The 26,324-nt window shown below is 41.2% G+C and carries 27 protein-coding genes and 1 other annotated feature; of the genes, 15 read left to right on the plus strand and 12 right to left on the minus strand.

Annotated features, from left to right (window positions below; genetic code table 11):
* Positions 1-12: 12 nt before the first annotated feature.
* A complete protein-coding gene (gene folE, locus AC1TO9_RS18475; protein ID WP_482056159.1) occupies positions 13-606 on the plus strand; it encodes a GTP cyclohydrolase I FolE in 594 nt (197 codons plus the stop codon).
* A 70-nt stretch (positions 607-676) separates the two neighbouring features.
* Here folE and AC1TO9_RS18480 read toward each other — a convergent pair whose 3' ends face one another.
* Positions 677-1,672, minus strand: a complete 996-nt coding sequence (locus AC1TO9_RS18480) for an alpha/beta hydrolase (RefSeq protein ID WP_482056160.1) — start codon at positions 1,670-1,672, stop codon at positions 677-679.
* 169 nt (positions 1,673-1,841) lie between these two features.
* Between AC1TO9_RS18480 and AC1TO9_RS18485 the strand changes: the two genes are divergently transcribed.
* On the plus strand, positions 1,842-2,585 hold the full coding sequence (locus AC1TO9_RS18485; RefSeq protein ID WP_482056161.1) for an IclR family transcriptional regulator: 744 nt from the start codon (positions 1,842-1,844) through the stop codon (positions 2,583-2,585).
* Positions 2,586-2,642: 57 nt separating this feature from the next.
* On the opposite strand, the gene AC1TO9_RS18490 is transcribed toward AC1TO9_RS18485, so the two are convergent.
* The 5 genes from AC1TO9_RS18490 to AC1TO9_RS18510 form a co-directional block, all read right to left on the minus strand.
* Positions 2,643-4,352: a proline--tRNA ligase gene (locus tag AC1TO9_RS18490; RefSeq protein WP_482060116.1), complete on the minus strand. Its 1,710-nt coding sequence runs from the start codon at positions 4,350-4,352 to the stop codon at positions 2,643-2,645.
* 356 nt (positions 4,353-4,708) lie between these two features.
* A complete protein-coding gene (locus tag AC1TO9_RS18495) occupies positions 4,709-5,809 on the minus strand; it encodes a DUF1648 domain-containing protein (protein WP_482060117.1) in 1,101 nt (366 codons plus the stop codon).
* The gene (locus tag AC1TO9_RS18500; protein ID WP_482056164.1) at positions 5,809-6,207 is read right to left on the minus strand and encodes a GntR family transcriptional regulator; all 399 of its coding nucleotides are present in this window, start codon (positions 6,205-6,207) and stop codon (positions 5,809-5,811) included. The genes AC1TO9_RS18495 and AC1TO9_RS18500 overlap by 1 nt, the downstream gene beginning before the upstream one ends.
* Before the next feature lie 169 nt (positions 6,208-6,376).
* Complete coding sequence (locus AC1TO9_RS18505) at positions 6,377-6,622, minus strand: alpha/beta-type small acid-soluble spore protein (RefSeq protein ID WP_482056165.1); 246 nt, start codon at positions 6,620-6,622, stop codon at positions 6,377-6,379.
* Positions 6,623-6,753: 131 nt separating this feature from the next.
* Entirely contained in the window at positions 6,754-7,728 is a 975-nt protein-coding gene (locus AC1TO9_RS18510; protein ID WP_482056166.1) for an aldose epimerase family protein, read from the minus strand.
* Between the two features lie 133 nt (positions 7,729-7,861).
* Positions 7,862-8,112: a binding site (T-box leader), on the plus strand.
* A 57-nt stretch (positions 8,113-8,169) separates the two neighbouring features.
* Between AC1TO9_RS18510 and trpS the strand changes: the two genes are divergently transcribed.
* Positions 8,170-9,159, plus strand: coding sequence for a tryptophan--tRNA ligase (gene trpS, locus AC1TO9_RS18515; protein WP_482056167.1), 990 nt, complete (start codon positions 8,170-8,172; stop codon positions 9,157-9,159).
* On the opposite strand, the gene AC1TO9_RS18520 is transcribed toward trpS, so the two are convergent.
* Positions 9,156-9,341, minus strand: coding sequence for a hypothetical protein (locus AC1TO9_RS18520; protein WP_482056168.1), 186 nt, complete (start codon positions 9,339-9,341; stop codon positions 9,156-9,158). The genes trpS and AC1TO9_RS18520 overlap by 4 nt on opposite strands.
* A gap of 118 nt (positions 9,342-9,459) precedes the next feature.
* Between AC1TO9_RS18520 and AC1TO9_RS18525 the strand changes: the two genes are divergently transcribed.
* The gene (locus AC1TO9_RS18525) at positions 9,460-9,687 is read left to right on the plus strand and encodes an alpha/beta-type small acid-soluble spore protein (protein ID WP_482056169.1); all 228 of its coding nucleotides are present in this window, start codon (positions 9,460-9,462) and stop codon (positions 9,685-9,687) included.
* Between the two features lie 141 nt (positions 9,688-9,828).
* On the opposite strand, the gene AC1TO9_RS18530 is transcribed toward AC1TO9_RS18525, so the two are convergent.
* A complete protein-coding gene (locus AC1TO9_RS18530) occupies positions 9,829-10,818 on the minus strand; it encodes a metal-dependent hydrolase (protein WP_482056170.1) in 990 nt (329 codons plus the stop codon).
* A 214-nt stretch (positions 10,819-11,032) separates the two neighbouring features.
* Here AC1TO9_RS18530 and cyoE point away from each other — a divergent pair, with 214 nt between their 5' ends.
* Positions 11,033-11,968 (plus strand): heme o synthase, encoded by a 936-nt coding sequence (gene cyoE / locus AC1TO9_RS18535; RefSeq protein ID WP_482060118.1) that lies wholly within the window; start codon positions 11,033-11,035, stop codon positions 11,966-11,968.
* Between the two features lie 16 nt (positions 11,969-11,984).
* Entirely contained in the window at positions 11,985-12,602 is a 618-nt protein-coding gene (locus AC1TO9_RS18540) for an SCO family protein (RefSeq protein WP_482060119.1), read from the plus strand.
* A gap of 100 nt (positions 12,603-12,702) precedes the next feature.
* On the opposite strand, the gene AC1TO9_RS18545 is transcribed toward AC1TO9_RS18540, so the two are convergent.
* Both AC1TO9_RS18545 and AC1TO9_RS18550 read right to left on the minus strand, forming a co-directional pair.
* On the minus strand, positions 12,703-13,032 hold the full coding sequence (locus tag AC1TO9_RS18545; protein WP_482060120.1) for a toprim domain-containing protein: 330 nt from the start codon (positions 13,030-13,032) through the stop codon (positions 12,703-12,705).
* 770 nt (positions 13,033-13,802) lie between these two features.
* The gene (locus tag AC1TO9_RS18550) at positions 13,803-14,984 is read right to left on the minus strand and encodes an MFS transporter (RefSeq protein WP_482056174.1); all 1,182 of its coding nucleotides are present in this window, start codon (positions 14,982-14,984) and stop codon (positions 13,803-13,805) included.
* A gap of 207 nt (positions 14,985-15,191) precedes the next feature.
* On the opposite strand from AC1TO9_RS18550, the gene AC1TO9_RS18555 reads away from it, so the two are divergent.
* The 8 genes from AC1TO9_RS18555 (at position 15,192) to AC1TO9_RS18590 (ending at position 22,658) form a co-directional block, all read left to right on the plus strand.
* Complete coding sequence (locus AC1TO9_RS18555) at positions 15,192-15,644, plus strand: hypothetical protein (protein ID WP_482056175.1); 453 nt, start codon at positions 15,192-15,194, stop codon at positions 15,642-15,644.
* 16 nt (positions 15,645-15,660) lie between these two features.
* A complete protein-coding gene (locus AC1TO9_RS18560) occupies positions 15,661-16,812 on the plus strand; it encodes a transglutaminase domain-containing protein (protein WP_482060121.1) in 1,152 nt (383 codons plus the stop codon).
* Positions 16,813-16,969: 157 nt separating this feature from the next.
* Entirely contained in the window at positions 16,970-17,257 is a 288-nt protein-coding gene (locus AC1TO9_RS18565; protein WP_482060122.1) for an RNA polymerase sigma factor, read from the plus strand.
* Complete coding sequence (locus tag AC1TO9_RS18570; protein WP_482060123.1) at positions 17,250-18,428, plus strand: anti-sigma factor; 1,179 nt, start codon at positions 17,250-17,252, stop codon at positions 18,426-18,428. The genes AC1TO9_RS18565 and AC1TO9_RS18570 overlap by 8 nt, the downstream gene beginning before the upstream one ends.
* Before the next feature lie 63 nt (positions 18,429-18,491).
* Positions 18,492-18,794: a hypothetical protein gene (locus AC1TO9_RS18575; RefSeq protein WP_482056179.1), complete on the plus strand. Its 303-nt coding sequence runs from the start codon at positions 18,492-18,494 to the stop codon at positions 18,792-18,794.
* Between the two features lie 36 nt (positions 18,795-18,830).
* On the plus strand, positions 18,831-20,240 hold the full coding sequence (locus AC1TO9_RS18580) for a deoxyguanosinetriphosphate triphosphohydrolase family protein (RefSeq protein ID WP_482060124.1): 1,410 nt from the start codon (positions 18,831-18,833) through the stop codon (positions 20,238-20,240).
* 192 nt (positions 20,241-20,432) lie between these two features.
* Entirely contained in the window at positions 20,433-20,861 is a 429-nt protein-coding gene (locus AC1TO9_RS18585; RefSeq protein ID WP_482060125.1) for a CopG family transcriptional regulator, read from the plus strand.
* Positions 20,862-20,879: 18 nt separating this feature from the next.
* Positions 20,880-22,658 (plus strand): ABC transporter ATP-binding protein, encoded by a 1,779-nt coding sequence (locus AC1TO9_RS18590; protein ID WP_482060126.1) that lies wholly within the window; start codon positions 20,880-20,882, stop codon positions 22,656-22,658.
* An 82-nt stretch (positions 22,659-22,740) separates the two neighbouring features.
* Here AC1TO9_RS18590 and AC1TO9_RS18595 read toward each other — a convergent pair whose 3' ends face one another.
* Positions 22,741-23,712 carry a D-2-hydroxyacid dehydrogenase gene (locus AC1TO9_RS18595; protein ID WP_482060127.1) on the minus strand — a complete coding sequence of 324 codons (972 nt, stop codon included), beginning with the start codon at positions 23,710-23,712 and terminating at the stop codon, positions 22,741-22,743.
* A gap of 446 nt (positions 23,713-24,158) precedes the next feature.
* On the opposite strand from AC1TO9_RS18595, the gene AC1TO9_RS18600 reads away from it, so the two are divergent.
* Positions 24,159-24,971 carry a cell wall hydrolase gene (locus AC1TO9_RS18600; RefSeq protein ID WP_482056182.1) on the plus strand — a complete coding sequence of 271 codons (813 nt, stop codon included), beginning with the start codon at positions 24,159-24,161 and terminating at the stop codon, positions 24,969-24,971.
* Here the strand turns inward: AC1TO9_RS18600 and AC1TO9_RS18605 are convergent.
* Positions 24,962-26,125, minus strand: a complete 1,164-nt coding sequence (locus AC1TO9_RS18605) for an MGDG synthase family glycosyltransferase (protein ID WP_482056183.1) — start codon at positions 26,123-26,125, stop codon at positions 24,962-24,964. The genes AC1TO9_RS18600 and AC1TO9_RS18605 overlap by 10 nt on opposite strands.
* Between the last annotated feature and the right edge of the window lie 199 nt (positions 26,126-26,324).

The raw sequence follows: 26,324 nt of genomic DNA on the forward strand, positions 1-26,324 counted from the left end.
GGAAGAGATATTGTGGCTGGAGTTAAGGATTATTCCAATACTGATGTAGGTAAAAATCGTGAGAAGATAGAGTATCACATTGAGCAAATATTAAATTTAATCGGTGAAGATGCTAAGCGAGAAGGATTGCTTGAGACACCAGCGCGTGTCACACGTATGTACGAGGAGATTTTTGCGGGTTATGAAGTAGACCCTCGTGATGTGCTAGGCGTGACATTTGATGAGAATCACGAGGAGCTTGTCATTGTAAAGGACATTGTGTACTACAGCCAATGCGAACATCACATGGCACCTTTCTTTGGCAAGATCCATATCGGATATATCCCAAGTGGTAAAATTGCTGGTCTCAGTAAGTTTGCCCGATTGGTTGATGCAATAACTCGTCGCTTGCAGGTGCAGGAACGGATTACATCGCAAATTGCGGATATTATCAATGAAGTGCTGGAACCTAACGGTGTGATGGTTGTCGTAGAAGGCGAGCATTTATGCATGTGCTCTCGTGGTGTGAAGAAAGCGGGTAGCAAGACGGTAACTTCTGCTGTAAGAGGAGTTTTCCGTGAGGATTCGGCTTCACGTGCGGAGTTTCTATCATTGATTAGAGATTAGACAACATAAAGATTCAAGAAGTGATATAAGTGAAAGAAGAGGATCTGTCGCCAAGACAGATCCTCTTTTTTCACTTCGCTAAGGATGTCTTCACTTGTCCAAGGAATGAAGAAACGCGCTGCAAGTATTCACGAGAATGCTCTCGAAAGATGAGTTCATGATGGCTATTCTCAACAATCCATGCGTCAGAGAGAGAATTGGTTTGATTGGAGGCTAACACTTCGGCAATCCCAAAGGGCGCCTTGACGTCCTTTGTCCCATGTATAAAGAAGACAGGAAAGGGATAATCATAGCTCTTCACTTGTTGATAGGGTATTTGATTCAAGCTTGTACCGTTCAATATTGGGAATAATACCTGCAAAATCTCCAATGAGGGATGTCGAGGCAAATTAATCTGATTCTTAATATTGTGATACAGTGTATCTGGTTCCAAGAGAAAGGTACTGTCAAGAATCATGGCATCTACATCATCTGTCTGTAGACCTGCTTGAAGTGCCGTGCCTGCTCCCATGGAGAATCCCCATACAATAATTTGTTCTGCATCACGTTCTTTAGCAAGTTTGATAGCTCCTAGTAGTTGTTGTGTTTCAATCTTACCACCCGTAGCAACATCTTTATTGTATTGAGCTGCAAATCCATAGTCGAACATCAGTACATTATAATTGAGGCTATGTGCATAATGAGCAAGATCATACATAGGGACCCAGGATTCCTCGCGATTAGCTCCATAGCCGTGACTAAATACAATCGTCCTTTTGGAGCCTTCGGCAGGAATATACCAACCATGCATCATACGGCTGTCATCGAGCGCAGGGAAAATGACATTCTCATAATTCATTGACTTAGCCTGTAAAGGATTAGAATACAATGCAGCAACAGTTGGATTCGATAATACCCATGCAATATAAGCATGTAAGGCAACGAAACAAAAGATTAGGAAAAAGATAGTCGTCATTAGTAATGCGACTAAAATATGCTTAGCGCGTATGAAACGCGGTGAGATCCGTGTGAGTGGCTTATGAATGGATAGGGAGCCAGGGGTAGTAGTATCAGTTATAATGTTCATATGTGGCCCTCCTTATTTCTCATATTTATCGTATGCCTCGATGGAATTAAAGTCAATGCACTATATACATTTGTAAGACAATTGTAATATGTAGACTTTAATCTCGTTATTTTATATAATTATGTAACCATGTTTCACGTGGTGAAACGACAAAGAGGGGCGATTCATCTTGGAAGATCGCAAACTGACGGTCCGATCGGTAGAGCGGGCACTTGATATATTATTATGTTTCACTAGGAATGTTGATCTAGGTCTGACAGAGATTGCAGGACAGATTGGTCTCCATAAGAGTACTGTTCATCGATTACTTTCAACGCTCGAGGAGAGAGGATTCGTTACACGCGATAAATCTACAGAAAAGTATCGACTTGGAATAAAGATATGGGAGTTATCTACGCATTTGTCGCAAAGTGATGACCCGGCCATATTGTTATTGCCTGCTATGGAGAAATTGAGAGATCGATTGGGTGAAACGGTCAGCTTATATTTACGCGAGGGCAATGAAAGACTGCGTATACAGGCAGTGCAGAGTAACCAAGCTATTCGCCGTGTCGCTAAGGTTGGTGCAAGGCTTCCTTTGTTTGTTGGGGCATCAAGTAAGGTTCTTATGGCATTTGCAAATGAAGAAGAACAGGAAGAATTATTGAATAACCCCGAATGGTCGTCCATTGTAGATCGTAGTAGCTATTTGAGACAGCTGATAGAAATAAAAGAGTGTGGGTATGCCACGAGTTTTGAAGAGCGGGAGCCTGGAGCGGCAGCGATATCGGTTCCTATATTTGACCGAAATGGCTTTGTTATTGCTGCCTTATCCGTATCCGGTCCAGTGAATCGATTGACGTTAAGTACACTGGAAGAATACGCACCACTGTTAGTGGAAACAGCTCATGATATGGGGTTAATGATTTCCTAGTTATTCAACAAGGAAGCGTCCAACATGTAACTAGCGTTGAACGCTTCCTTATTATTTTTAATGAATAGCAATGAGTTTTATGGCACGAAGTAACGCATCCTCGATCGTCATTACAATTGAAGCCGTATTTGATCTTTCTTTAAATTCAACGTTACCGTCTGTAGCATGCTTACCGATCACAATACGGATAGGGATTCCTATTAAATCTGAATCTTTGAATTTGACTCCAGGACGCTCATCCCGATCATCTAACAACACTTCGATCCCCTTAGTTAGTAAATGCTGATAGATGTCCTCGGCTATCTTCATTTGCAAGGTGTCTTTATTGGATACTGGAATCACATGAACGTGGAATGGTGCAATGGATATTGGCAACATTATGCCTTGCTCATCATGGTGTTGTTCCACGAGTGCGGATAATATCCGAGACACTCCGATACCGTAACATCCCATAACCATAGTTTGTTCTTTACCAGCAGGATCTAAGTACAAGGCACCTAGTTTCTCACTGTATTTCGTACCGAGCTTGAAGATATGCCCCACTTCAATACCGCGATAAAACTCCAAGGAACCATCCTTACAACGTGGACACGGATCACCCTCAAGGACATTTCGGAAATCACCTATATGATCAATTGGGAAGTCGATCCCAGGACGTACGTTGCGGAAATGGTAGTCATCCTCATTAGCACCGGTCATTCCGTCATTTATATTAGCGACAACCTGATCCACAAGAATAGGTATCGTTAGTCCTACTGGACCTGCGTATCCAACAGACGCACCCGTTACTTTCTCTACCGTTGAGCTATCTGCTAATTCAATATGTTGCGCATGAAGATAATGCTTTATCTTTAACTCATTCACTTCATGATCCCCTCTGACCAAGACCGCAACTACTTTGCCATCTGCCTGATAAATTAATGTTTTGAAAATAAGCTGTGCTTCAATCTGTAAAGAATGTAGTAGTTGATCAATAGTGTGGATGTCAGGTGTGTGGAATTTTTTTAATCTTTCAATTGTAGTTTCTGAAGCGGTGACCTTTAGGGAACCTGATACTGCCTTTTCTAGATTAGCGGCGTAGTTACAGCATGAACAGGTTGTAATCGTATCTTCTCCAATACTGGCAAGTGCCATGAACTCATGTGTTTCCCCCTGACCACCGATAACACCTGCATCAGCTTCCACGGCTCTGTAAATTAATCCGCAACGGTTGAAAATCTTGGTATAAGCTTCATGCATCATCCAATAGGACAGGTCCAGGTTAGCCCAGTCCGTGTGAAAGGAATAGGCATCCTTCATAATGAATTCTCTGCCGCGAAGTAGTCCGAATCGTGGGCGTCGTTCATCACGGAATTTGGTTTGAATTTGGTACATCGTCACCGGTAACTTTCGGTAAGAATTTACCTCATCTCGAATGAGACTTGTAATAACTTCTTCGTGTGTAGGACCGAGTGCGAATTCTCGATCGTGACGATCGTATAAACGGATGAGTTCAGGTCCATAGTCCTCATATCTGCCTGATTCATGCCACAGCTCAGCAGGCTGTAAGGAAGGCATTAATATTTCTTGTGCACTAACGAGATCCATTTCCTCTCGAACAATCTGTTCCACTTTGCGAAGAACGCGCAAACCTAAAGGTAAGTACGTATAGATACCAGCTGCTAATTGTCGGATATACCCAGCTCTGAGCATGAGTTGATGACTAATAACTTCTGCATCAGAAGGCACTTCGCGCAATGTTGGTGCGAATAATTTACTCTGGCGCATATAATCCCTCCATTTCATTTTTTGATTATTCGTAAAATACAAAAAGAACGCATTCGTAAGGGACGAATGCGTTCGTGGTACCACCCTAGTTTTAATCGTTCGATGAAACAAACGATTACTTATTGGATAACGGGAGTTCCCGGTAGAGATAATCTAATATCTTCCACAGCTACAAGGTAGGGAGACTTTAATGTAGTGGGAGAAACCTTTCAGCCTGTGGGTTTCCTCTCTATGTCCATTCGACATTAAAGCTTAGGTCCTTGATGACAGCTTTTTGTTGATTTCAATAAATCTACATCAAGTGGTGCTATACAGTCAAGTACATTTTGGATTTCCCTCCGCTTGTCATTACTAACTTAACTAACAAGCAAGGAAACGATAATGATTACGGCAGGAACGCCAATCAGATAGACCCAACTCATCGGTCTGGCGAAATTGACTGTCCAACCAATGCCAGTTCGCTTCTCAATCCACAGCGAAGGGTCCTGTGGGTTGTAGTAAATACTTCCGAGCTTCCAATGAGCATCATCGTTGATCGGTTGGGAATTAGAGTGCCCAGAAGATTTACCGATGCGACTACCCCCTTGACCCATGATGAAAGATAAGATGAGCGCAGCCAATACCATTACAGAGGTAATGAGAATGCTAACCAATGCGAGAATTTCTGGGTTTTGCACAAATATCATATTCAGTTGGATGAAAGCGAACAACAACACCATAAGCAGACCTGTGATGATGATGTATAACGACCAGGTGCGGCGAAAGATCACATTTTGTTTCAATGATTTCTCTGGATGATTTGTGTTGAGCTGCTGTTTACTTTTTAGAATACTCCGATTAATGAACATGAATAGTAACGTCATCATCAACTGCATAAGATTTAATCCGAGAACCGCTGTATAGGATTTATCAACACTTCTCGTTACATTTCCTTGGAAGTCGATTTGCATAGCTATTGTTTCTGGGAACTGATTGTAATATTTCCAAGCTAGTATGGCGCTACAAATCGTAACCACTAGATGGATGATAAACCATTTGTTTGAGAAAATAAGTTTCTGTTGTCTAAATCCAGTATCAACAGAAAGTATAGTCTTGTTTGATGTAGGGATAATGGGATGATCGAGTTTGAACTTCTTCATCGTGAAATGGAAACCAAGGTTAAGTACGGCTGAACCTACAATGAGTATTCCTACAGACCACGCGATGATGAATTCTTGCTTGACCGAATCACTTGCTGAAGTGGCAATGAGGCTGAAGATAAGTATTAGAGTGTAGAGAATGGCGCTAGTCCAAGCATATTTCTTGCGTAGCGCACGTAAGGGTCCACTATGGTACATTTCTTCACTGACGGATATCCCGAAGCTGACGGTATCTCGAGTGAGATAAGGCATGAAGATTAGAGTTGCTGAGATCGGGAGGAACATTAGAATTAGAATAATACTAGAGAGCCAGGACATTAGTCATTCTCCTTATCTGTATTCGAAATTTCACTATAAATTTGTTCTGTGATTTGGAGGAGCTGTTCTTTGGTCATGCCACGACAAATGGCTTCTGCGATGATCGGCTTTAATTGGTTGTACTGCTTTAATTCATATTCAGGAGTTAAATCAGGCATGCCATCGGGTTGAATGACGACTCCCTTTTGCCGATGAATCTGGATGAAACCTTCCTGTTTGAGTAAAGTATAGGCTTTGTTGACAGTGTGCAGATTGACACCAATATCAGAAGCTAGACCACGAACAGAAGGGAGGGCTTCCCCGGGGAGAAGATCTCCATGGGCAATTCCTTCGATAATCTGATTCATAAGTTGCGTGTAGATTGGAATATCAGACTGCATATCTAAATTTATAATCACAACGAGACCACCTTCCTATCTGTTATATATCAACTATAACAGATAGTCGTGTTTTGGTAAATATAAATGATGTCAGTGTAAAAGTACAGAGAAGCACAACAAAGAACCATTGGAAGAATTTCTCCAATGGTCCTTTTAATCTTGTACGAATAGTATTCGAAAAAGCTGATTACGAGTTAGAACGACCTGCTAATTGTTGTTCTGCTATTTGTACTAGGCGCTTGGTGATGTAACCTCCCAAAGAACCCATTTCACGGGAAGTGTAGTTGCCATAGTAACCATCTTGAGGGATTTGAACGCCTAGCTCCTGCGCTGCTTCCATCTTCAATTGATGCAAAGCGGCAGTTGCTTGAGGGACTACCAAATTGTTGGAACTACTGCTCCGACCCCGATTTTGTTGACCTGCTTGACCCATGTTTGTCACCTCCTTTGTACTTAATGAGGTTATTATGGATATAAACATGGAAAAACATACAGAAAATTAGGTCGTTTAGAAGTGGTAATTATTACTTGGAAGGCGATTCATTCTTATGAGTTTAGTCTTTGCTACTCAGGACGACGTATCGAGTCCAAATATAGATGTGTTTCAAAGGTTTGCTGTGGTTCTAGACGGATTAACCCTGTGAATTCTGGTCCTTGTGGAAGATTAGGAGCATTGGGTAACCAAGTGTAGGGTTCTATACACAGAAATTCATCTGCCTCTCCCTTGGTGTAGAGCACCCAATGCTTGAAATATTGATCATCTGCAACATATCTAATTCCGTAACCGTCTTTGTGAGTCAGAACCGCTTCAACAGCTTGTTGTTCTCCGATCCGAAAGATCGTATCGAGATTAGTCCCCGCTAAATTTAGACCAACGTTAAGATCCTCGAGACTATCTAAGGGGATCAGTGAACCTGATGGAATTATAGCTTCATCGAGTTCGTATATAGCTTCAACTGGCACTTGTAATGTCCAATCCTGAGGCTGTCCATTCAGCAAGAACCATGTATGGAATCCAAGACCCAATGGGAAAGCGCGTTCCCCTTGATTGGTTACTTTTAATTGTTGAGTAAACCGTGAACCTTGTAGTCTGAAGATGATTTGGAACTTAAGAGGAGTCGGTGATTGTGTCATCCAGTTACGATCATCGCTCGATAGAAATTCAGTGGTGATTGAACAATCATCTTCAGTTTCTTCAATGTCACTTACACGCCAACTTTGAGTTTTATGTAATCCGTGTATGTGATTATCACCTGCCGTATTACGATCAAACTGATAGTCTATCCCGTCATAATTGAATTGTCCATTCCGAATTCTACCCGGAGGAAGAAGTAGGGGAATACCAAAATGGTAAGGTTTCAGTAAATAAAACTCGAGATCTTGTTCATTAGGTTCTCTGAGAATATGTCGCTCTTCATGTTTGTCCCAGATTGAAATGACGTTATTACCAAGTCCCGGAAGTAAGGTGATCTGAAGATCGTCGCTATGAAGGATATACGTGTCGTAACCGTTCCATGTTCCTTTAGTTATTTGTTTCATTAGTATGCTCCTTTACCAATAATATTTTTTCAATATAGTATCATCGTAACAGATTAATGATGATTTGGTAAAAATGAGTTTGACAAACATATGCTAAGGGTCTTATCATTGCATTTAAATACAAGTTTAAATTACGAATACGATGACGGGGATAAGTAAGCATAGGTTGGATGACCTTCAGAAAGCCGATGGTTGATGTGAATCGGTGGTATCAATATGTTGAATGGACCCTTGAGTGCCAAGTTGAACGGGAATCATGAGTTCCTTAATAGACTGGCCGTATGTTCCACGTTACGGAAATAGAAGGTCGCAAGTTTGTTGTTCTATTGGACAATTAACGGTTTGCGATAAATAAGGGTGGCACCACGGTCTCACGTCCCTTTGTGGATGATGGGCCTATTTTTGTTGTTCAAAATATAAGGAAGTATAGGAGTGATTGAATTGAAAAGAGTACTTTCAGGCATACAACCTAGTGGACGGTTAACGCTCGGTAATTATATCGGCGCAATGAAAAATTTCGTGAAGTTACAGGATCTCCATCAATGTTATTTCATGGTCGCTGATTTGCATGCGATTACGGTACCTCAAGAACCAGAAACACTTCGCGATCTATCGGAAGCCAATGCAGCGTTATTTATTGCAGCGGGCATTGATCCTGCTAAATCAAATGTGTTCTTGCAGTCAGCGGTACCACAGCACGCGGAACTCGGTTGGTTGTTGACGACGCTAACATCCATGGGTGAGTTAGAGCGAATGACCCAGTTTAAGGATAAGTCGAGTGGCAAAGAATCCATTGGCGCAGGATTATTTGTATATCCGTCACTGATGGCTGCAGATATCCTTGTGTACAACGCGGACTTAGTTCCAGTAGGTGAAGACCAGAAACAGCATTTGGAACTAACACGTGACCTTGCAGGGCGTTTCAATCATCGTTATGGGGAATGCTTTACTTTGCCTGAACCTTATATTCCAGAAGTAGGAGCGCGGGTAATGTCCTTGGATGATGCTAGCAAGAAAATGAGCAAGAGTAGTTCTGTTGCTGCTAGCTTTATCGCGTTATTGGATCCTCCAGACGTTATTCGCAAAAAAATTAGCAGAGCAACGACAGATTCTGGTGCAGAAGTAAGATATGATGAAGCAACAAAACCGGAGATTAGTAATCTAATGAGTATTTATTCTCAGTGTTCTGGTTCATCACTTGAGGATATTCGTATGAAGTATGAAGGGCAAATGTATGGTGGATTCAAAAAGGATTTAGCTGAAGTGATCGTGAATACGCTAGAACCTTTGCAGAAACGTTATTATGAAATCCGAGAGTCTGGCGAAATTCAAGACATCCTAGCTCTAGGCGCTAGGAATGCCCATGAGGTTGCCAGTCGGACTCTAGATGATGTCAAACAACGTATGGGTTTTCTGCCATCCAAGCACTAGTTAGGTTGCTCAATGGAAGACTTTCTTCGTTTGGACTTGATAACAAATCCATAGCCGATATTACAGACGCCCAATACGCTTAATATCAAGGCGACCCATCCTGAATGAGTGATGGCGATAGCTGCCACTGCTAGGATGATGATAGATGAAGCTGCAAACCATAATGAAAGACCTTTACTCATGTTAAAAACCTCCAGTGATTATTTAGGGGAATAGAGAATAATGTTCATCCATGTAGCCATACTAAGCTTGCAAGCTTGCACTTCATTACAGAAACAGAAGTGAAAGGAGATTATTATTATGGCACAAGGACAATCAAGTTCTAACAATCTCGTGGTTCCTCAAGCAAGAGCAGCGATCCAACAACTTAAAATGGAGGCTGCCCAAGAACTCGGTGTTACGATTCCGCAGGATGGTTATTATGGCAGTTATACTTCAAGAGAAATGGGTTCTCTCGGAGGATATATTACGAAACGACTAGTTCAAATTGCTGAGCAATCGCTTTCAGGAAAAAATGGTAACATGTAACTGACGAATAGATAGTTGGAAATCATCATGAAGCCTAGGGCACTTGCTCTAGGTTTTTTTTGCTTACCTTAGCAAATGTAAAATACATGTAGAGCGTGATGATGCTCTACATGTATTTTAGGCTTGGTAGGTCTATTGTTGTCAAGTAGAATAATTGATGGGTAAGCGCGCATTCATTTTCTCATCGCTTAACCACCCGATATATGAGCCCACTGGTGTATATTGATTGTCCATAACGACTACAGCGACAAAGGGATACTGCGTACGGTGACGATAACGGACATCCGTCCAACGAACAATATACCCATCTTCTACCACTTCTACATCGGCAATAGCGAAGGAAGTGAAATAAAGAAAGGCTTCCACGTTAGGGTGTTGCTTGGAATGTTCAACAGCCTCGTGAGTTGAAGAAGTTACGGCTTGATAGGTCCAATGAAGAAGATGTCGATTCAGAGTTCCGATATCAAAGCTCCCGTTCTGTTGTGATTTAACAACGTTCCAATGATAAAGAGATATGGTGGGGATAAGATAATAAGTATCTCCCTGTTGATAATTAGGGTCCAGTCGCGCAACTTCCAATGTTTTGCGATAATGATGGATTGTTCTCCAGACATAATAACAAATCGTTGAACTATAGAGAACGATGAATAATGGAGCGGGTTGTACCATACCAAGAATCCAAAGAAGGATCGCCGTTAAATGACTTCCGAATATAAAGGGATCAAATATGTGAATGATATTCCATGAAATCCACTTTTCAGTAAATGGGCGAAAAGCTTGAGTGCCATAGGTATTGAATAAATCACTGAATACATGAACGCATACAGCTATACCAGTCCACATACCTAAGTGAAGGACGCTAACATCACGAAATAGGAGTGATATTACCGTTGTAATAAGTACAGTCCAAATGAGGAGGAACGGGAGCGAATGGGTAATTCCCCTGTGATTACGGATATATAAAGCGTTGTTCTTCAATCGAAGGACGCTGTCGATATCAGGGGCTTGTGAAGCTAAGACAGTGCCAATTGTTACAGCTATGGCAAGAGAAGGGGTTGTAGCCACCACAGGATCGATGTGAGCTAAGCCTGCAAGTGTGAAACCCATGACTATATGTGTGCCTGTGTCCATAAATCCACTCTCCTTTGTACTTCTTACTATATCGTAAATAACGTCTTTTAATCCATTAACCGAACAGACTCTTTATGAAAAGTCATCAAATTGTCGGAATGATGAATTCAAACACGGTCGATTATGTGATACTTTTCGCAGTTAATATGATAAACTTTATAGCGAATGATATAATATTTGAGTATTAGACAGATATAGAGGAGGAACTTAGCACGTGGATAATGACATAAGTTACCAATCTCCTTCGGATTCAGCAGCGCTTTCTGTTAGTCAGACGCCACCAAGTGAATCGGGGACATGGAGAGATTTTATTAATATAACCAAACCGGGGATTATTCGCTCAAATTTAATAGCAGCCTTTGCGGGGTTTTGGTTAGCATCCCAATGGGACTTACAATATGGAAAGATGATTATGACGCTCCTTGGGACCGTTCTTGTGATGGCCTCAGCCTGTGTGTTTAATAATTACTTTGATCGGGAGCTCGATTTGAAGATGGAGCGAACACGTGAGCGCTCACTTCCTACGGGGCGGTTGAAGCCTGTCGTTGTATTGTGGTATGCGGTTATTTTAGGCATAGTCGGTCAAGCGGTGTTATTTATATTTTCGGGATTTCTGGCGGGTATCTTCGGTTTAATAGGTGTTTTTGTTTATGTTGTCATTTATACATTATGGCTTAAACGATCATCGACATGGAGTACATCTGTTGGTGCGATTTCAGGTGCGATGCCACCTGTTATTGGATATGTTGCGGTTACAGGAGAAGTAGATATGGGCGCATGGCTCTTATTTGCAATGTTATTTCTATGGCAACCTCCGCATTTCTGGGCATTGGGTATACGACGCGTAGAAGAATATCGTGCTGCAGGATATCCACTATTACCTGTAGTTAAGGGGATTAGAAGAACTAAGTTTCAAATGATTCCTTATCTTATTGTGTTACTACCTGTGCCTATCTTAATGTACGTATATGGATATGCAGGTATTTATTACATGATTATTTCCTTGGCGTTATCCATCTTATGGCTGTATCTTTCGTTAAAAGGATTTAAAGCGAAGGATGATGAGATTTGGGCTAAGAAGGTATTCTTATTCTCAATTAATTATTTAACTGTGAGTTTGATTGCATTGATTCTTAACACAACATTTTAAGATGAGGATAGGGGAAATGATGGAGACATTTAAGCGTTATAAATGGACGTGGGCCGTAGTAGGTATCATTGTCATTATTGCAACATATTTATTGGTTTCTTCATTAGATTTAGGTAAGAAGGAATGGCCAGTTATATCAACGGTTGACGATTTTTCATTTGAAAATGTAGATAATACGACAGTTACGCTTGAGGATACGAAAGGGAAGGTTCGGTTATTCTACTTCTTTTTTACGAGTTGTCCCGATGTCTGTCCAGTGACGACGTTCATGCTCACTCAAGTACAGAACAAGTTGAAGGAAGAAGGCGTATTTAACAAAGATATTGAGTTCGTCTCGATATCCTTTGATCCTGAAGTTGACTCTGTTGAGAAGATTAAGGAATTCGGTGATAAATTTAAAGTGGATTATAATGGCTGGTACTTCTTGCGGGGAGAGAAGCAGACCGTTTGGGATTTAGCGGAGAAGTCGTTCAAGATAATGATTCTAGGCGATAAAGAAGGTAACTATTCTCATGCTAACTTCATTGCTCTCGTAGACCGTGACAATCAAGTGCGTAATTTATATAATGCGAATGACCCCGATGATGTTTCTGTAGACATGTTAGTTGAGGACCTTAAGGATCTTGCCAAATAATAATGGGAGCTATTCCCTATACACAACTTCTTTCCTACCTAAATTATGACGGTAGGGAAGAAGTTTTTTTGAAATATAAGAAATTATAATGGATGGTCTGTCAATAAATAATATATTCATGAAGGGCGGCCTTTTCTAATTGAGATATCAAATATTCATCAGGTGTGCCCTCCACTCCAGCATATCCACGATGCGTATAAATATGTTCGGCATCGGGGAATGCATCGCGTAGTACACCACGAATTTTTTTACCCGAACTATCATTATCCATAAATAAAAAGACTTCATCATCTTTCACTTGATTACGGAGAGCTTCAAGCCTAGTAGTGTTTAATGTACCGTAGGTGCACAAAATATCGATTTCTGGTAAAAGTAGGCGTTGGAGCTTACGACGGTCATTCTTACCTTCGACAATAATATAGATAGACACTGGATTTGCACCTCATCATAAGAGGAGAGATCCCTCAGAATTCCCCGGGAAATGTTGAAATTTAACCTGTATGGGTCATTCTAGTGTATCTCCTTTTGTATGTTATATGCAAAAAAACGCTGGAGGATATGGAGGGCATAAGCCTCTCTTATTGAATGGTTGATATTAGTTTTGGTTGAACAGTAGGATAATGAGTTTGATTGTGATGGCTTGATTAACTGTCGCCACTTTTTCCCGTGTAGTTCATTGCCGCATTGTATCTTATGTGGAGGAAGGATAAAGGCTTGTGTGAAAGCCTAGTTCTGATTTGCCAAGAGATAGAAGGCTAAACCGAAGATTGAGTGCTTGTTGGATAAGATTCTGGCTACAGCATCCGCTAATTGTCCCCCAATATCACCGCTATACGTCTACTCTGGGATAGGGATGGGTTAGATGTATAATGTGTACTTAATTGGCAGTAAAGGTAGGGGGAGAGAGGAATAGCTGTAAAAACTGCAGTTAAAAGTGGCGATAACGATGAAAAGTGGGTTTTCCAGCAATCTAGAGGCAGTATTTACAACTAAAGTTAGTGTTAGAGGGATTTAGCCGAATTTAGATGTGCTTTATGCAACTGTTGGTGATGATTTGATTATTACACACCGTCTTTAAAGTCGTAAGTCGTGCTCTCCCTCTAAATATGATTCAAGGAACAGGATTTCACTTGTCCCATAATCTACATTAACTTGTTTACGAAAGAAGGACGCCTAACGGCGTCCTCTTTTGGCAACTGCCTATATAGCATCAGGACTGCTGTGTGGGTTACGCGTATATAAAGATGGATTTGTCTGACGAGATATAGGGATCATCATTAATCCAATCATCAATATAAGAAAGGCTATGAAATAGGGTGAGAAATGGTCGCGGAATTGCCCTGAAGTAACAGGTCCAAGGAATGATCCCAAGGACATGGCGATGGATTGAAATGCGAATACTCGCCCTAATCGACTTCCACCGCTAAGTTTGATAAATAAGGAGGCCATGGCTGGGAAGATAATCCCCTTGGATGAACCTAATACAAACAGGATTACAACTAAAGGGATTTCTGGCAATGCCGCTAAACTGAAAAAGCAACAAGTCATTAGTATAACTCCTAGGACAACTCGCTTAAAAGGAGAATATCGATTTAGGAAGAGCAGGCAAAGTGTTGAGAGTGCTCCTAGGCTAACAACCGAGAAGAGAATGCCGGTAGACATAATGCCAGACATATCCGTATTTCGTAAAGGGATTTCAAAAAAAAGAATACCTTGCGCGCAAGACACGACGAATGGAAGGGCGTAGTAACGTAAGGAAATCGATACTGTCTCCGGTCGTGTGAAAGGTCCGAATGGAATGGAGTTTTTAGATCTAATAGCTTCCTTCGATGCTCCAAACGACTTGGGTACACTGAAAATGGCCATGATGCCAGTTGCGATGAGTAGCCAACCAAGACTTTGGAATGTCATAGTATAACCAGCATTGGCAACAATGAAGGCGCCCGCAGCTGGGGAGACAACGGAAGCTAAGGTATGGATCACGCCATGCCCTGACATATACTTCCCTTGAGTGACAGGATCTTTAGATAAGGAAGCCAACAGAGCTAGGCAAGCTGGAGAAAGAAAGGCTAATACAAAACCACTTAGAGAACGTAGAACGAATAGTTGCCAGGGGAACTGGATATGAGCTTGTAGTAGGAGAATGGCTCCAGCGGATAAGAGACTGAAGATGATGTAAGGGCGGCTCCCGTGGCGGTCAATTACCTTTCCTGCAATAATATTTCCTGGAAGGTGTGTAAGTGCATAAATACCCACGACCCATCCAATGAAGACTGGAGTTGCTCCAAGAGATATTGCAAATGGAGTGAGTATTGGATACTGAGCATGCAGATCGAAAAAGGCTAAGAAAAGAAATAAATAGAGCCAAAAGGCCGTTTTCACATCATGACTCCTTTCTACATCAGAAATAATTGCTATCTATACTACTTGTACGTTGAAATAGGCTGAAACAGAACAGCTTATCCCCTTTTTTTTGTCCAAGTAGGGTTAGGCTGACAGAATATCTGGGAATAATGTATAATTAGGAAATGATCGGCTACTGATGGGGTGGTCGGAAGTGAGTTAAGTAGATGGGAGTGTTATGAAATAATGGACGTACAAGTATGGATTGATTTCTTGCAGCAAAATTGGCTGGTAATTGTTATTGCTCTCGTGGTGCTCTTTATTGTTCTCAATCTCGTTAAGACGATGGTTAAATGGGTGCTCGCGATTGTAATCGTAGCAGGGCTTCTTATTTATAGTGGCATCTCTATTGAGCAGATCGGTGAGGTCGTTACAACGGTAAAAGATGAAACCGTGGATACGCTCAAGAGTGAAGCTATGAACATGATGTTAAAGGAAGCGAAGGATGCGAAGTATACGAAGAGCAAGGATGGAGCGTATACGATTACAACACCTAATATGAGTTTGAAAGGTGAAACTGGATCTGAAACGGTGGAAGTGACCTTCAAAGGAGTATCCTTAGGAGAATGGAAAGTGAATGACACGATCATAACATTCATTGAGACTGCACAAAGTAATGGATCAACTACAACGAAGTAAATAGGAGATTAAAGGCGTGTTCTACACATGGTTTCAAAGTTTGCAGGATTTCAATATTGTTACACTGATCTTAGTGTGCATTGTAGCCCTATCGTTATTCCAAGGTTGGCGTAGAGGAGCTTCTAATTCAGCGGGTAGATTATTGATTCTTCTTCGTGATGTTGCTCTTACGCTACTTGGACTTGCGATTTCGGTTCCTTTTACGCTGTGGATGTCGCCTTGGGTACAAGGGTGGCTGGAAGTTTATAGTTCGAAGCTACCTAATCGGGATTTGAGTGGATGGGAACAGACGTATTATACGATTATTACTTCGATGGCAGATTTCCCACTGATGCGGTTCGCGGTGCTCTTTATTGTGATTTATTCTATTATTAGATTGTTGTTCAGTATACTTATCTTGTTGCTATTCGGTAGAGGGATCTCTTTATTCTCCGCAAGTAAAAGGAGATCTTCTGGCTTGATTGGTCGACTGATTGGTATGGGGATTGGCGGTTTGATGGGCGTAACGCGTTGCATTATCGTTGTCGCATTTCTATTTATATACGTTGCTTTATATCCAACAAGTGCCTTTAGCCGTCATATTGAGGCATCCCCCGTGTATCAGGATGGAGCTCGGATGATCATTGAGCCATTATCAGGAGATTTGGTTACAGAGAAGCTTCCGGTCTTTACCAAGGCGGTGGAACAAGAGTTGGGTGGTATTCTCCAACGTAAATATGACATCATTGATCGATCCATTCCGACTGATATAGAACAAGCTGCTGCGCAGATCGTTGCGAAAGCCAACAGTGAAGAAGAGAAGGCGCGGTTATTATATGATTGGGTAGGATCACGTGTATCCTATGATTATAGTAAAGTAGATGACTATGAACAAAAGGGAATATGGCATGAGCAGACACCACGTAATACCTTTGATACGAAGCTTGGGGTATGTATAGACTACGCGAGGCTATATGCTGTGATGGCAAGGTCCCAAGATCTCGAAGTCAAAGTAGTTACTGGACTCGGGTATAATGGACAAGGTGGCTATGGGCCTCATGCATGGAATGAAGTATATTTAAGCAACGAGAATATATGGATTCCACTTGACCCCACCTGGGCTCAAAGTGGAAATTGGTTCAACCCTCCGAAATTTGCGGAGACGCATGTGAAGGATAAGGTTCTGTAGCGATTCACTCAATTTTATGGTAATTATAATATCTTGAAGTACAAGGCGAATTTCCTATGAAAGGAAGTTCGTCTTTTTTTACATAGTATAAAAATAAGCATGAATGATTTGTAACTTTTCAACTTATCATACGTTCATAGGGTTGAGGGGAGATAATATGAAGCCCAACACGCTAGATAGAAAATATATGATATTAGCAGACACTTCAGCATTAGGTCCAGAAGCAGAGGTTCTGCGTAAGGAAACGATGGAAGAAGTTAGAGAATGGATTTCAGCCTTACCTGATCAACAGAAACAGGCACTCCTGTTATATGATATGAATCACCTTAGTTATCAGGAAGCTGCGAATATAATGGGCATTACTTTATCGCACTTTAAAATATTGTTGTTTCGGGCTAGACAAGGGTTGAGGCGTAAACGTGAAGGGAGCAATGAGCATGAGTGATGAATTTAAGAAAAAGATGAAGGAATATACAGAGGGTACGCTTTCAGAGGAGGAACGCATCGAGGTAGAGAAGGAACTGGAGAAGATGGAGCTCTACCAATCTTATATGGAAGACATGATGCAGGAGGGCGGCAAGGCTGAACTTGAAAATCCGCAATGGGATACAGAATCTCCTCGTTTAAATGAAGTGCGGATTTTACGAAAAGGAAAATGGAAAGGACGATTTGGCTCTGCCTTTATTGTGATAAGTATGTTCTTAGTCTTTACGGTTATAACTACAATCGGTACAATTTTGTTCTATACATGGGGTGAACCGGATCGTGGTGAACAATATAGGGATGTAGTTAGTTCCACGATAGCGCTAACCCAACCAAATAGCATGGTGAATTTAAGCAGTAATGGCGGTGCCTATTTTGGAATGAACCTTACGGGTGAGATTAAGAAGCAGGTGGGTGGAGCACGGCTTACCGTGGGGGAATTCTCAGGTTCACTTTTCTTCAATTTTTTACGCACATATGATTTTACGTGGAGTGAGCAAGGGCAATATAATAATGCGCTTTATCAGCTTCCTGATTCCGCAGGTTTCAATAGTGACGCTGATTGGAATCGCTTGACAATGCTACCTGAGGGAACGGTGGCCGAGGCGTATGTATCCTATCATAAATACTTCACAACGGATGAGTTATTAGCACAGTTCAAGGACAAGAATCTGGAGGCTGTCTGGTTTGCTGTGGATATCGGGGATAGCAATAAAACATATGATGACAACGGAGTCATCACCGAGCCACTTGGGTTTCCTAGTAATCCTATTTGGCATTCGGATGATATGACGGTTACGAATCGAACGGAGAGTAAGAAAGGGTGGGGGATGACGGTAACGATGGAGTCATCGAGTGCACCATCTGTCGACACTCACGGGGATGGTGACTTACGTGATGATAATTTCATAAAAACATTAAAGTTACTTCAACAATATCCATCAATCACGAAGAGATTGGCACCCTTTTACGATATAGAAGGATCTGTATCATATATTGAAGAACATGGCGTGAGATTATACGGTGCTGTCGTCACTGGACCTACGAAAGAATTGTTGAAGCTAAAGGATGATCCGCTCGTATCTAACATACGTATAGGTAACGTTACGCTATGGGATTGGAACGAACGATAAGTTTGAGAGTATAATCTTAACAAGTAGTTAAATTGAACACCATTTAATTCGGAGGTGACTAAAGTGAAGAACAAGAAGGTCATACTACTTATGGGGTTAGCGATACTTACTATAATGTCTTTGACAGGCTGTGTTCCTGGGGATGGGAAGGTAACGGTTGATGATCCCGCAGGATTCTTCTGGGGGGTGTGGCATGGATGGATTGCACCGTTCTCATTAATTATCGGATTCTTCAAGGATGATATTCGCATATACGAAATATACAATAGCGGCTGGTGGTACGATCTTGGATTCTACATTGCTATCATTAGTGGATTCGGTGGAGTATCATTATCTCGGCGTAAAAGAAGAAATAAGCGTTATTAGTAATTAAATGGATAAATATGCAAGGAGAGACCAACTATGACACTCAAAGAGAAAAGAGAACATCGGCAATATCCCGAACAGACGAAGCTAGATGCATCTCGAGCTACCTATGAACGGGATTATTCAAGGCTCATACATTCGCCCACGTTTCGGCGGCTTCAAGGGAAGTCCCAGGTGTTCGGAGCAGGAACAGGTGATTATTATCGGACACGTCTGACCCATTCACTTGAAGTGGCACAGATTGCCCGTGAAGCTTCGAAAAGTCTAGTACGCTCTTATCCGGAAGTGACGCTCGAAAGGGCAGATAATCCAGGACTTGTGATCGATCCTGAAGTGGTCGAATGCGCATCGATCGCTCATGACTTTGGGCATCCGCCATTTGGTCATAAGGGGGAGGAAGTACTGGATGGTATTCTTGAGCGTTTCATTGATGATAAGCTTAAGCTTGTAACGAAGGAAAGATACAACTCACCAGAACATCTTATGAAAGTCCGTAGTGGTCTCAGGACCAAGTATGAACATTTCGAGGGGAATGCGCATAATTTCAGGTTAATTATGTTCCTAGAGAAAAGGGAGAACATGGACGGGCTGAATTTATCGGATGCTGTATTACTAGGCATTAACAAATATCCATATCCAGGATCGATACTCAAGAAGGGGCTTTATAAGCATGAATGGGAGTATATTTCACAGATACGAAAAAGTTGGGGAATTCCAGATCATAAGATGACGCTGGAGGCTCAATTAATGGATTTATGCGACGACATTGCCTATTCAGCACATGATCTAGAGGACGGAATTAAGGCAGGAAAGATCGTAGTCCATGAGTACTTCTTATTTGACCCTTCCATAATTCGATTAATCGTAGAGAAGATTACGACACTTGAGGATGCCATCTGGGCTGGATGGAATAAGGAAGGAATTCAGCCGAAAGTGGAAGAGGTGCTAGCCTCCTTTTTACAAGTGTGGAAAGAGAAAATGGTCATCTGCGAGAATGATTATTCTCGTACAAGACGTGAAGTGAAAGCTTATTGGGTGAGTCTATTCGTGAGTAATCTCGGTGTGATCACGGATGGGGATTGGAAGAAGGTTACCTTCGTGAAAGACAACTCGGAGAATGAGGATATGCTGCGTACAGTTAGCGTGCTTAAGAGCTTTGCATGGGTAACGATGATTAAGGATTTACGGGTACAACGTCTGCAAAAAAGAAGCGAATGGATCATTAAACGTCTATGGGATGCCTTTTTAGATCCTGAAGTTTCCAAATCGATCATTCCATCTGATTGGCTAGAGCGCTACGAACGGGATCAGATGAAGGACCAACCAATTTGGACTTGGGAGCATATGGTGATTGATTATATCGCAGGGATGACGGATGCTTTTGCCGAGAAAATATACAATGAATTGTATGGACTTAAGGTCGGGTCGATCTATGATTTGGATTAATTCAACTAGGATACTAACATGTAATTCATATAGATAATATAGAAAATGAATATGAAAAAAGTGGACATTTCCCTGGAAAAGGACATTGTCCTTTTTGTCGTGTATATAAAAAGGTTATGGACATTTAAGGATAAATTAATTATAATAACATCCATATAGATGCTTTGTGGATGTTCAATGGATGTTCAATGGATGTCGAGACATAATATTCGGAAGGAGGGAAGTCATATTTCAGAATTGGAGAAGGTAACTATTAACTTAGGAGCAGTGGATTTAGGGCGAATTGATTTATTAGTGGAAGAAGGGTTTTACTCCAATCGTACCGATTTCATCCGCCAGTCAATACGGCAACAACTCATAGTTCACTCTGGAGAAATAAAGCAAGTGACAACGGATAAATATATCGCTTTAGGAGTTGTCGAATTTAATATGGATAGTTTAGAAGAAGTACTACAGGGAAATAGGAAAGTAGAAGTAAGGTTGATTGGTACGCTAATCATTGATGAGAATGTGCCCCTGAAGTTAGTACAAGAAACATTCAAGAGTGTTAAAGTATTCGGAATTATTAAAGCGCGACCAGAAATCAAGAGTTATTTGCAGACTTTGCGCAATCTTTCCTAAGAAAAGAGGGATTCGGTCATGAATCAAGGTAAGACGATGCAAGGGCTGTTCGTGTATATGAAAAGACAACGACTACTGTATGCTGGTTTGACATTCACGATGTTACTAGGTGTTACTTTAGATTTATGGGTGGCATGGTTTCTGTCGAATGTGACGAATGCTGCAACGGCAGGAAATATGGAGAAATGGCCATTCTTCATTATCATGGGGGCTGCTGTACTGATTCTGTTAGGATTGAATTCTTACTTGGATCATTATTGGAAAACGAAAGTCTCGGTGAATATTCGAAAGGATATGCGAAGCGATACGATGGAGCAATTACTTAAGGTGAGCGTCCCATATCGGGATGATAACCACTCTGGACAATTATTATCTCGTCTAACAACGGATAATCAGGCTGTTGGTGATGGATGTGGGCATACGCTGATGGCGTTAATTAAGAATCCTATTCTAATTATAGCTTCATTCGTATATCTGATTCTGATCCATTGGCAGTTAGCATTAATCTGTTTAGCCATCGGTCCTATGACAGTATTGATCGGTGGAGTATTTGGCAAATGGATGCGAAGTAATACAGGTCGGCTACAAGAAGTGTTGGGTCATGTTTCAGCGTTTCTACAGGATGTTCTTGGAGGGACGTCAGTCGTGAAGACGTTTGGGTTAGAGCGCAAATTGCTAAGTAAATTTAGCGGACAAAATTCTACACTGGTTGAATTGGAAACTAGCGGAGGTAAGATTCAAGGTGCGGCAACTTCCGTTTCGACTGTTTTTGGTAATCTCACCTTTCTGATTGCTATTTTAGTTGCAGCTTTCTGGGTTGCTAAAGGTTCCTTAGAGGTCGGAGCGATGCTGGCTTTTATTCAACTGATGAATTATTTAGTGGGACCGTTTATGCAGCTTCCAGGACAATGGGCTTCTTTTCAAGGCTCGTTAGGGAGTGCTGATCGTATATTTTCTTTATTGGATGCACCCACTGAGTTCGAAACGTTGCCCAAGGATGGAAGTGCAAATAAGGTATTCAGCAGTTTAACGATGAATGATGTCACCTTTCAATATTCGAGTAATGGAGATCATATTCTAGACTCTGTAAACCTGCATGCCGCTGGGGGAGAAATGATTGCCATCGTCGGGCCAAGTGGGGGAGGGAAATCTACATTATTCAGATTGTTACTAGGATTTTATCCGATAACCAAAGGTGAGATTTCTATTGATGGTAACAATATTGCGGATATGTCATTACATAAATTGAGAGGTTACTTCGCATATGTCCCTCAAGAGAATCATCTCTTCACAGGCACGATTCGAGATAATATTGCCGATGGTAAGGCAGATGCTTCGGAAGATGAAATTATAGCCGCAGCTCGGAGTGCGAACGCTTATGATTTCATTGTAGATATGGAGGAAGGGTTCAATACGGAAATTGGAGAGAGAGGAACTCGTCTGTCAGGTGGACAGAGGCAGAGAATATCCATTGCTCGTGCCATATTGCGTGACGCACCTGTGCTATTACTTGATGAGGCGACAGCTGCGCTGGATAATGAAAGTGAGCGCCTTGTACAGGATGCTCTATCCAAGTTGATGGCGGGGCGTACGACGTTAGTTATTGCACACAGGTTATCGACCATCACGCATGCAGATCGAATTGTTGTGATGGAGAATGGCGGCATCGTGGAAAGTGGTAATCATACAGATCTTATGCAATCCGGGGGAAGATATTACCAACTTTACACTACACAATTGCAACAAGGTTTAGATGAAGAAGAAATGACAATGAATGAGGGGATTCCCAAGATGTAGAATCGCATCATAAATAAACGACATACTAAGGGCTGAAGAGGGAATAGAGTTCCCTTCGGTCTTTTTTTTGCTAAATGCGATCTTAATAATTCAAAGAATAATCCACTAAATTTCGTGGCAATTCTTTATCATCTATATAAGCCTTTAGATTCTCTATAAAGATATCAATGACCCGTTCGTCGTAATGCTCAGTGTTTCCAGATATATGCGGTGTAATAATGACTTGATTCATTGTCCAGAGAGGATGTTCTGCTGGCAAAGGTTCCTCTTCAAATACATCGAGTGCTGCATAACCAATAATACCCTCTTCTAGTGCTCCCAACAGAGCCGCCGTATCGACCGTAGGGCCTCGTCCCACATTGATGAAGCAAGCACCACGTTTGCAGGCTGCAAAAGTCGCTGTATCAAAAGTATGCCGGGTCTCCTTGGTCAGGGGAAGAATGTTGATGATGTAATCACTTTGGTTTAGCGCTTCTTCCAAATTGACCATGATAAACATGGTATCTACGTGGGGGTTGGACTTACCGGAACGTCGTACGCCGAGCACATTCATTCCGAAAGCCTTTGCAATCTGTGCAGTCTTGCTTCCAATCTCGCCTACGCCGACGATAACGATGGTCTTATTACGTAATTCTGATAATGTTCCTGATCCACCGGATACTATTTTTGGATTCCATATATTATCTTGTTGGTTCTGAATCGACTGTTGGATACCGCGGGAGAAGGCTAGCATCATGGCGAAGATAGATTCGGAAATAGGAATAGCATGAACTCCACTGGCAGTTGTTAAGCGAATATCTTTATTAGCAAATTGGTCGAGAGGCATTTTGTCGACACCAGCAGACCAAGATTGAATCCACTTTAAGGAGCTGTTGTCATGTAGAACATGCTTTTCAATTTTGCTGGACCAGCCTAACAACACTTCAGCTTCTGGAAGAACTGCAGGATCTAATAGATCCCCTTTTCCTATCGTAACGGTATAATTTGGAGCAATATGATAGATTTGTTGTAGATGATCGGCTGATAACGGATACAGACTAACAATACGTTTCACGTTGATGTCCTCCTAAGTATAAATCGGATGGTCTTGATATTAATCATGATTGTATCGAAATTATCAATTCAACACAAATATTTTCTATATTTAAAAAAATAAAAAAGGTCTGATTTTACTCGAAATAAACGGCCAGGTCAGATGATGTATAAATACTCTCAAACCTTGACTACACTAGTCTTTTACAATGCACTCGATGAATTGACATCCAATGAAAGTAAGTGGAAAAAAGAGACTTATGATAGAGTTAGTCGAACTTGAAAACTTGAGGAATGGAACTGAAACGAGTATAATCACAAAGGTAGTGTGTAAATACCGGCCCCATATCACGTTGGCACGTAAATAGAAATGTACGCAAACATGTTTCGAAAATTGCTAGAATGGTTAATAAGACCTATATTTTCGGTTACATATTTAGGGGAATGCCGGAATTTTAGGAGGTTTATATGAATATTATTAGACATAATCGCTGGATTGCACTATTAATTGGTGTGATATTAGTGTGTTTTTCTGCGATAAATTTCTTGATGCAGGGTGAACAAGAGAAGAACCAGGGGAGAATATACAAGCAGGTTACAGTTAAGGAGACAGGGGAGTATAAATTTAAACCATTGTTAACTTACTCAATAGAACATAAGGAATCCTTCTATACATTGATTAATAACAAGCAACAGTCAGCGATTATTGAGCAAGATGTAAGGGATCAATCTTTCATAAATGATTCTGTGAATAAAAGTGAAATTACGGATAATCAGGAAATGGCAGAACAAGGCGAAAATGTAGCAGAAGTAATCGAAGTTAATCATCAGCTCATCCCCCCAAAGGTACTATTCTTTACTCGGACCCAGATGCTTAGTCAGGAAGAGAAAGAACAATCGACTTTGCAATACACTGTAACCGATGAAGAACTGCTAATGCTCCGTAAAATCGTGATGGCAGAAGCAGAAGGTGAACCGTACGAAGGCAAGGTAGCAGTTACTAATGTTGTCTTGAATCGGCTACGGTCAGCCAATTTCCCCAATACAATTTATAAGGTGATTTATCAGAAATACCAATTCAGTCCTGTGGCTAATGGTCGATTCGATCGAGTAAAGCCTTCTGAGGATACTATTTATGCTGTGAATGAAGCATTAAATGGACGTAAGGAAGTGAGTGACGATACTTATTATTTCTTATCGTTAAAGCTAGCTGAAGATTTGACAGTTCACCATACACGTTCATTCAGTAAAACAATTGGTAATCATTCCTTCTATAAATAGGACCCAGTTATTGAATATGCAGTTGTAGTTTGTGGTTGCTCATTAAAGAGGTCTAAGACCGTTTGTGCGCAATAATGAGGCTGGAGATAAGGTTCAATGTGCTTAACCTGCTGTCTGCGGGTGTTTATCTGTTCGTATTGATTGGTTATCAATTGAAACCACTTATTGACAACTTGAGGAGAATGAATCGTTTCAGCATACCCACGATTTACGAAAAATTGACTATTTTGCTCTTCTTGTCCTGGAATGGCTTGAAAAAAAAGCATAGGTATTCCTTTGGCGAGTCCTTCTGTACAAGTCATTCCGCCAGGTTTAGTAATCAATAGGTCGGATACATCCATCAGTTTGCCAATCTGACTTGTGTAACCCAAAATAATGATGTTAGGGTGATGGAATATCGGATTGGCCTTCATTTTCTCAACAAGCTTGACGTTGCTACCCAAGCAGAAAATAAGTTGAATACGGTCTGCCCATGAAATCAATTGTTGTAATAAGTCAGGTTTCAGTGTAAGACCCCATCCTCCGCCCATGATGAGCACAGTGGGCATTTTTTGTAGCTTCAATTCCTTACGTAATTGTTCCTTATTCCCTCTCTCCCAGAAATCAGGATGTACTGGAATGCCTGTTGTTTGAATTTTATAAGACTGTACGCCACGTTGAAGTAGCAGATTCTTGACTCTAGGTGAAGATGCTAAATAATGGTTCACTTCTGGGCTAATCCATGTTCCATGTACATCATAGTCTGTGATGAGGGTAACCAGAGGGATATCCATTCCCTGTTGTCTTAGTCTTGAGATGACACTATTAGGTATCGGATGGGTACATATAATGACATCAGGTTGTAGCTGAGATATGACTTGAGCGGCATGTGTATAAAATATACGATGAAGAGCAAGCTGCGTGAGTCTTGTTAATGACTTGTCATATCTATTTCGATAAAGTAAACCTATGATGGCTGGCGATGTACTAACCGTTTTACGGTAAGTGGATAATATTATTGGCCCGATTGTAGGATTTAGAAAATTACCAAGTTCGATTACCTTGCATTGCAGATTGGGATGAAGTTTCTTCATACCGCTAGCTAAGGCATGAGCAGCTTGTGTATGTCCTGCTCCGAATCCCTCTGATAATAGGAGTACTCTCTTCTTTTTCATGAATTCACCTATGTCCTTCTTAATTGAGTATGATGCTTATAACTCTGATGATTATAACTAATGATCTGTTTATTGTAAGTTAGATATCATTTTTTATTAATAGACCAAAGACGGTTTTTAATCCTAGACTTTAGTTGGGGCTGAGCAATGTAGTGCTCCACTGTTATTATGCCATAAGTGCCCTTCTTTTGGATACATA

The sequence above is a fragment of the Paenibacillus sp. Y916 genome (genome assembly GCF_056786435.1).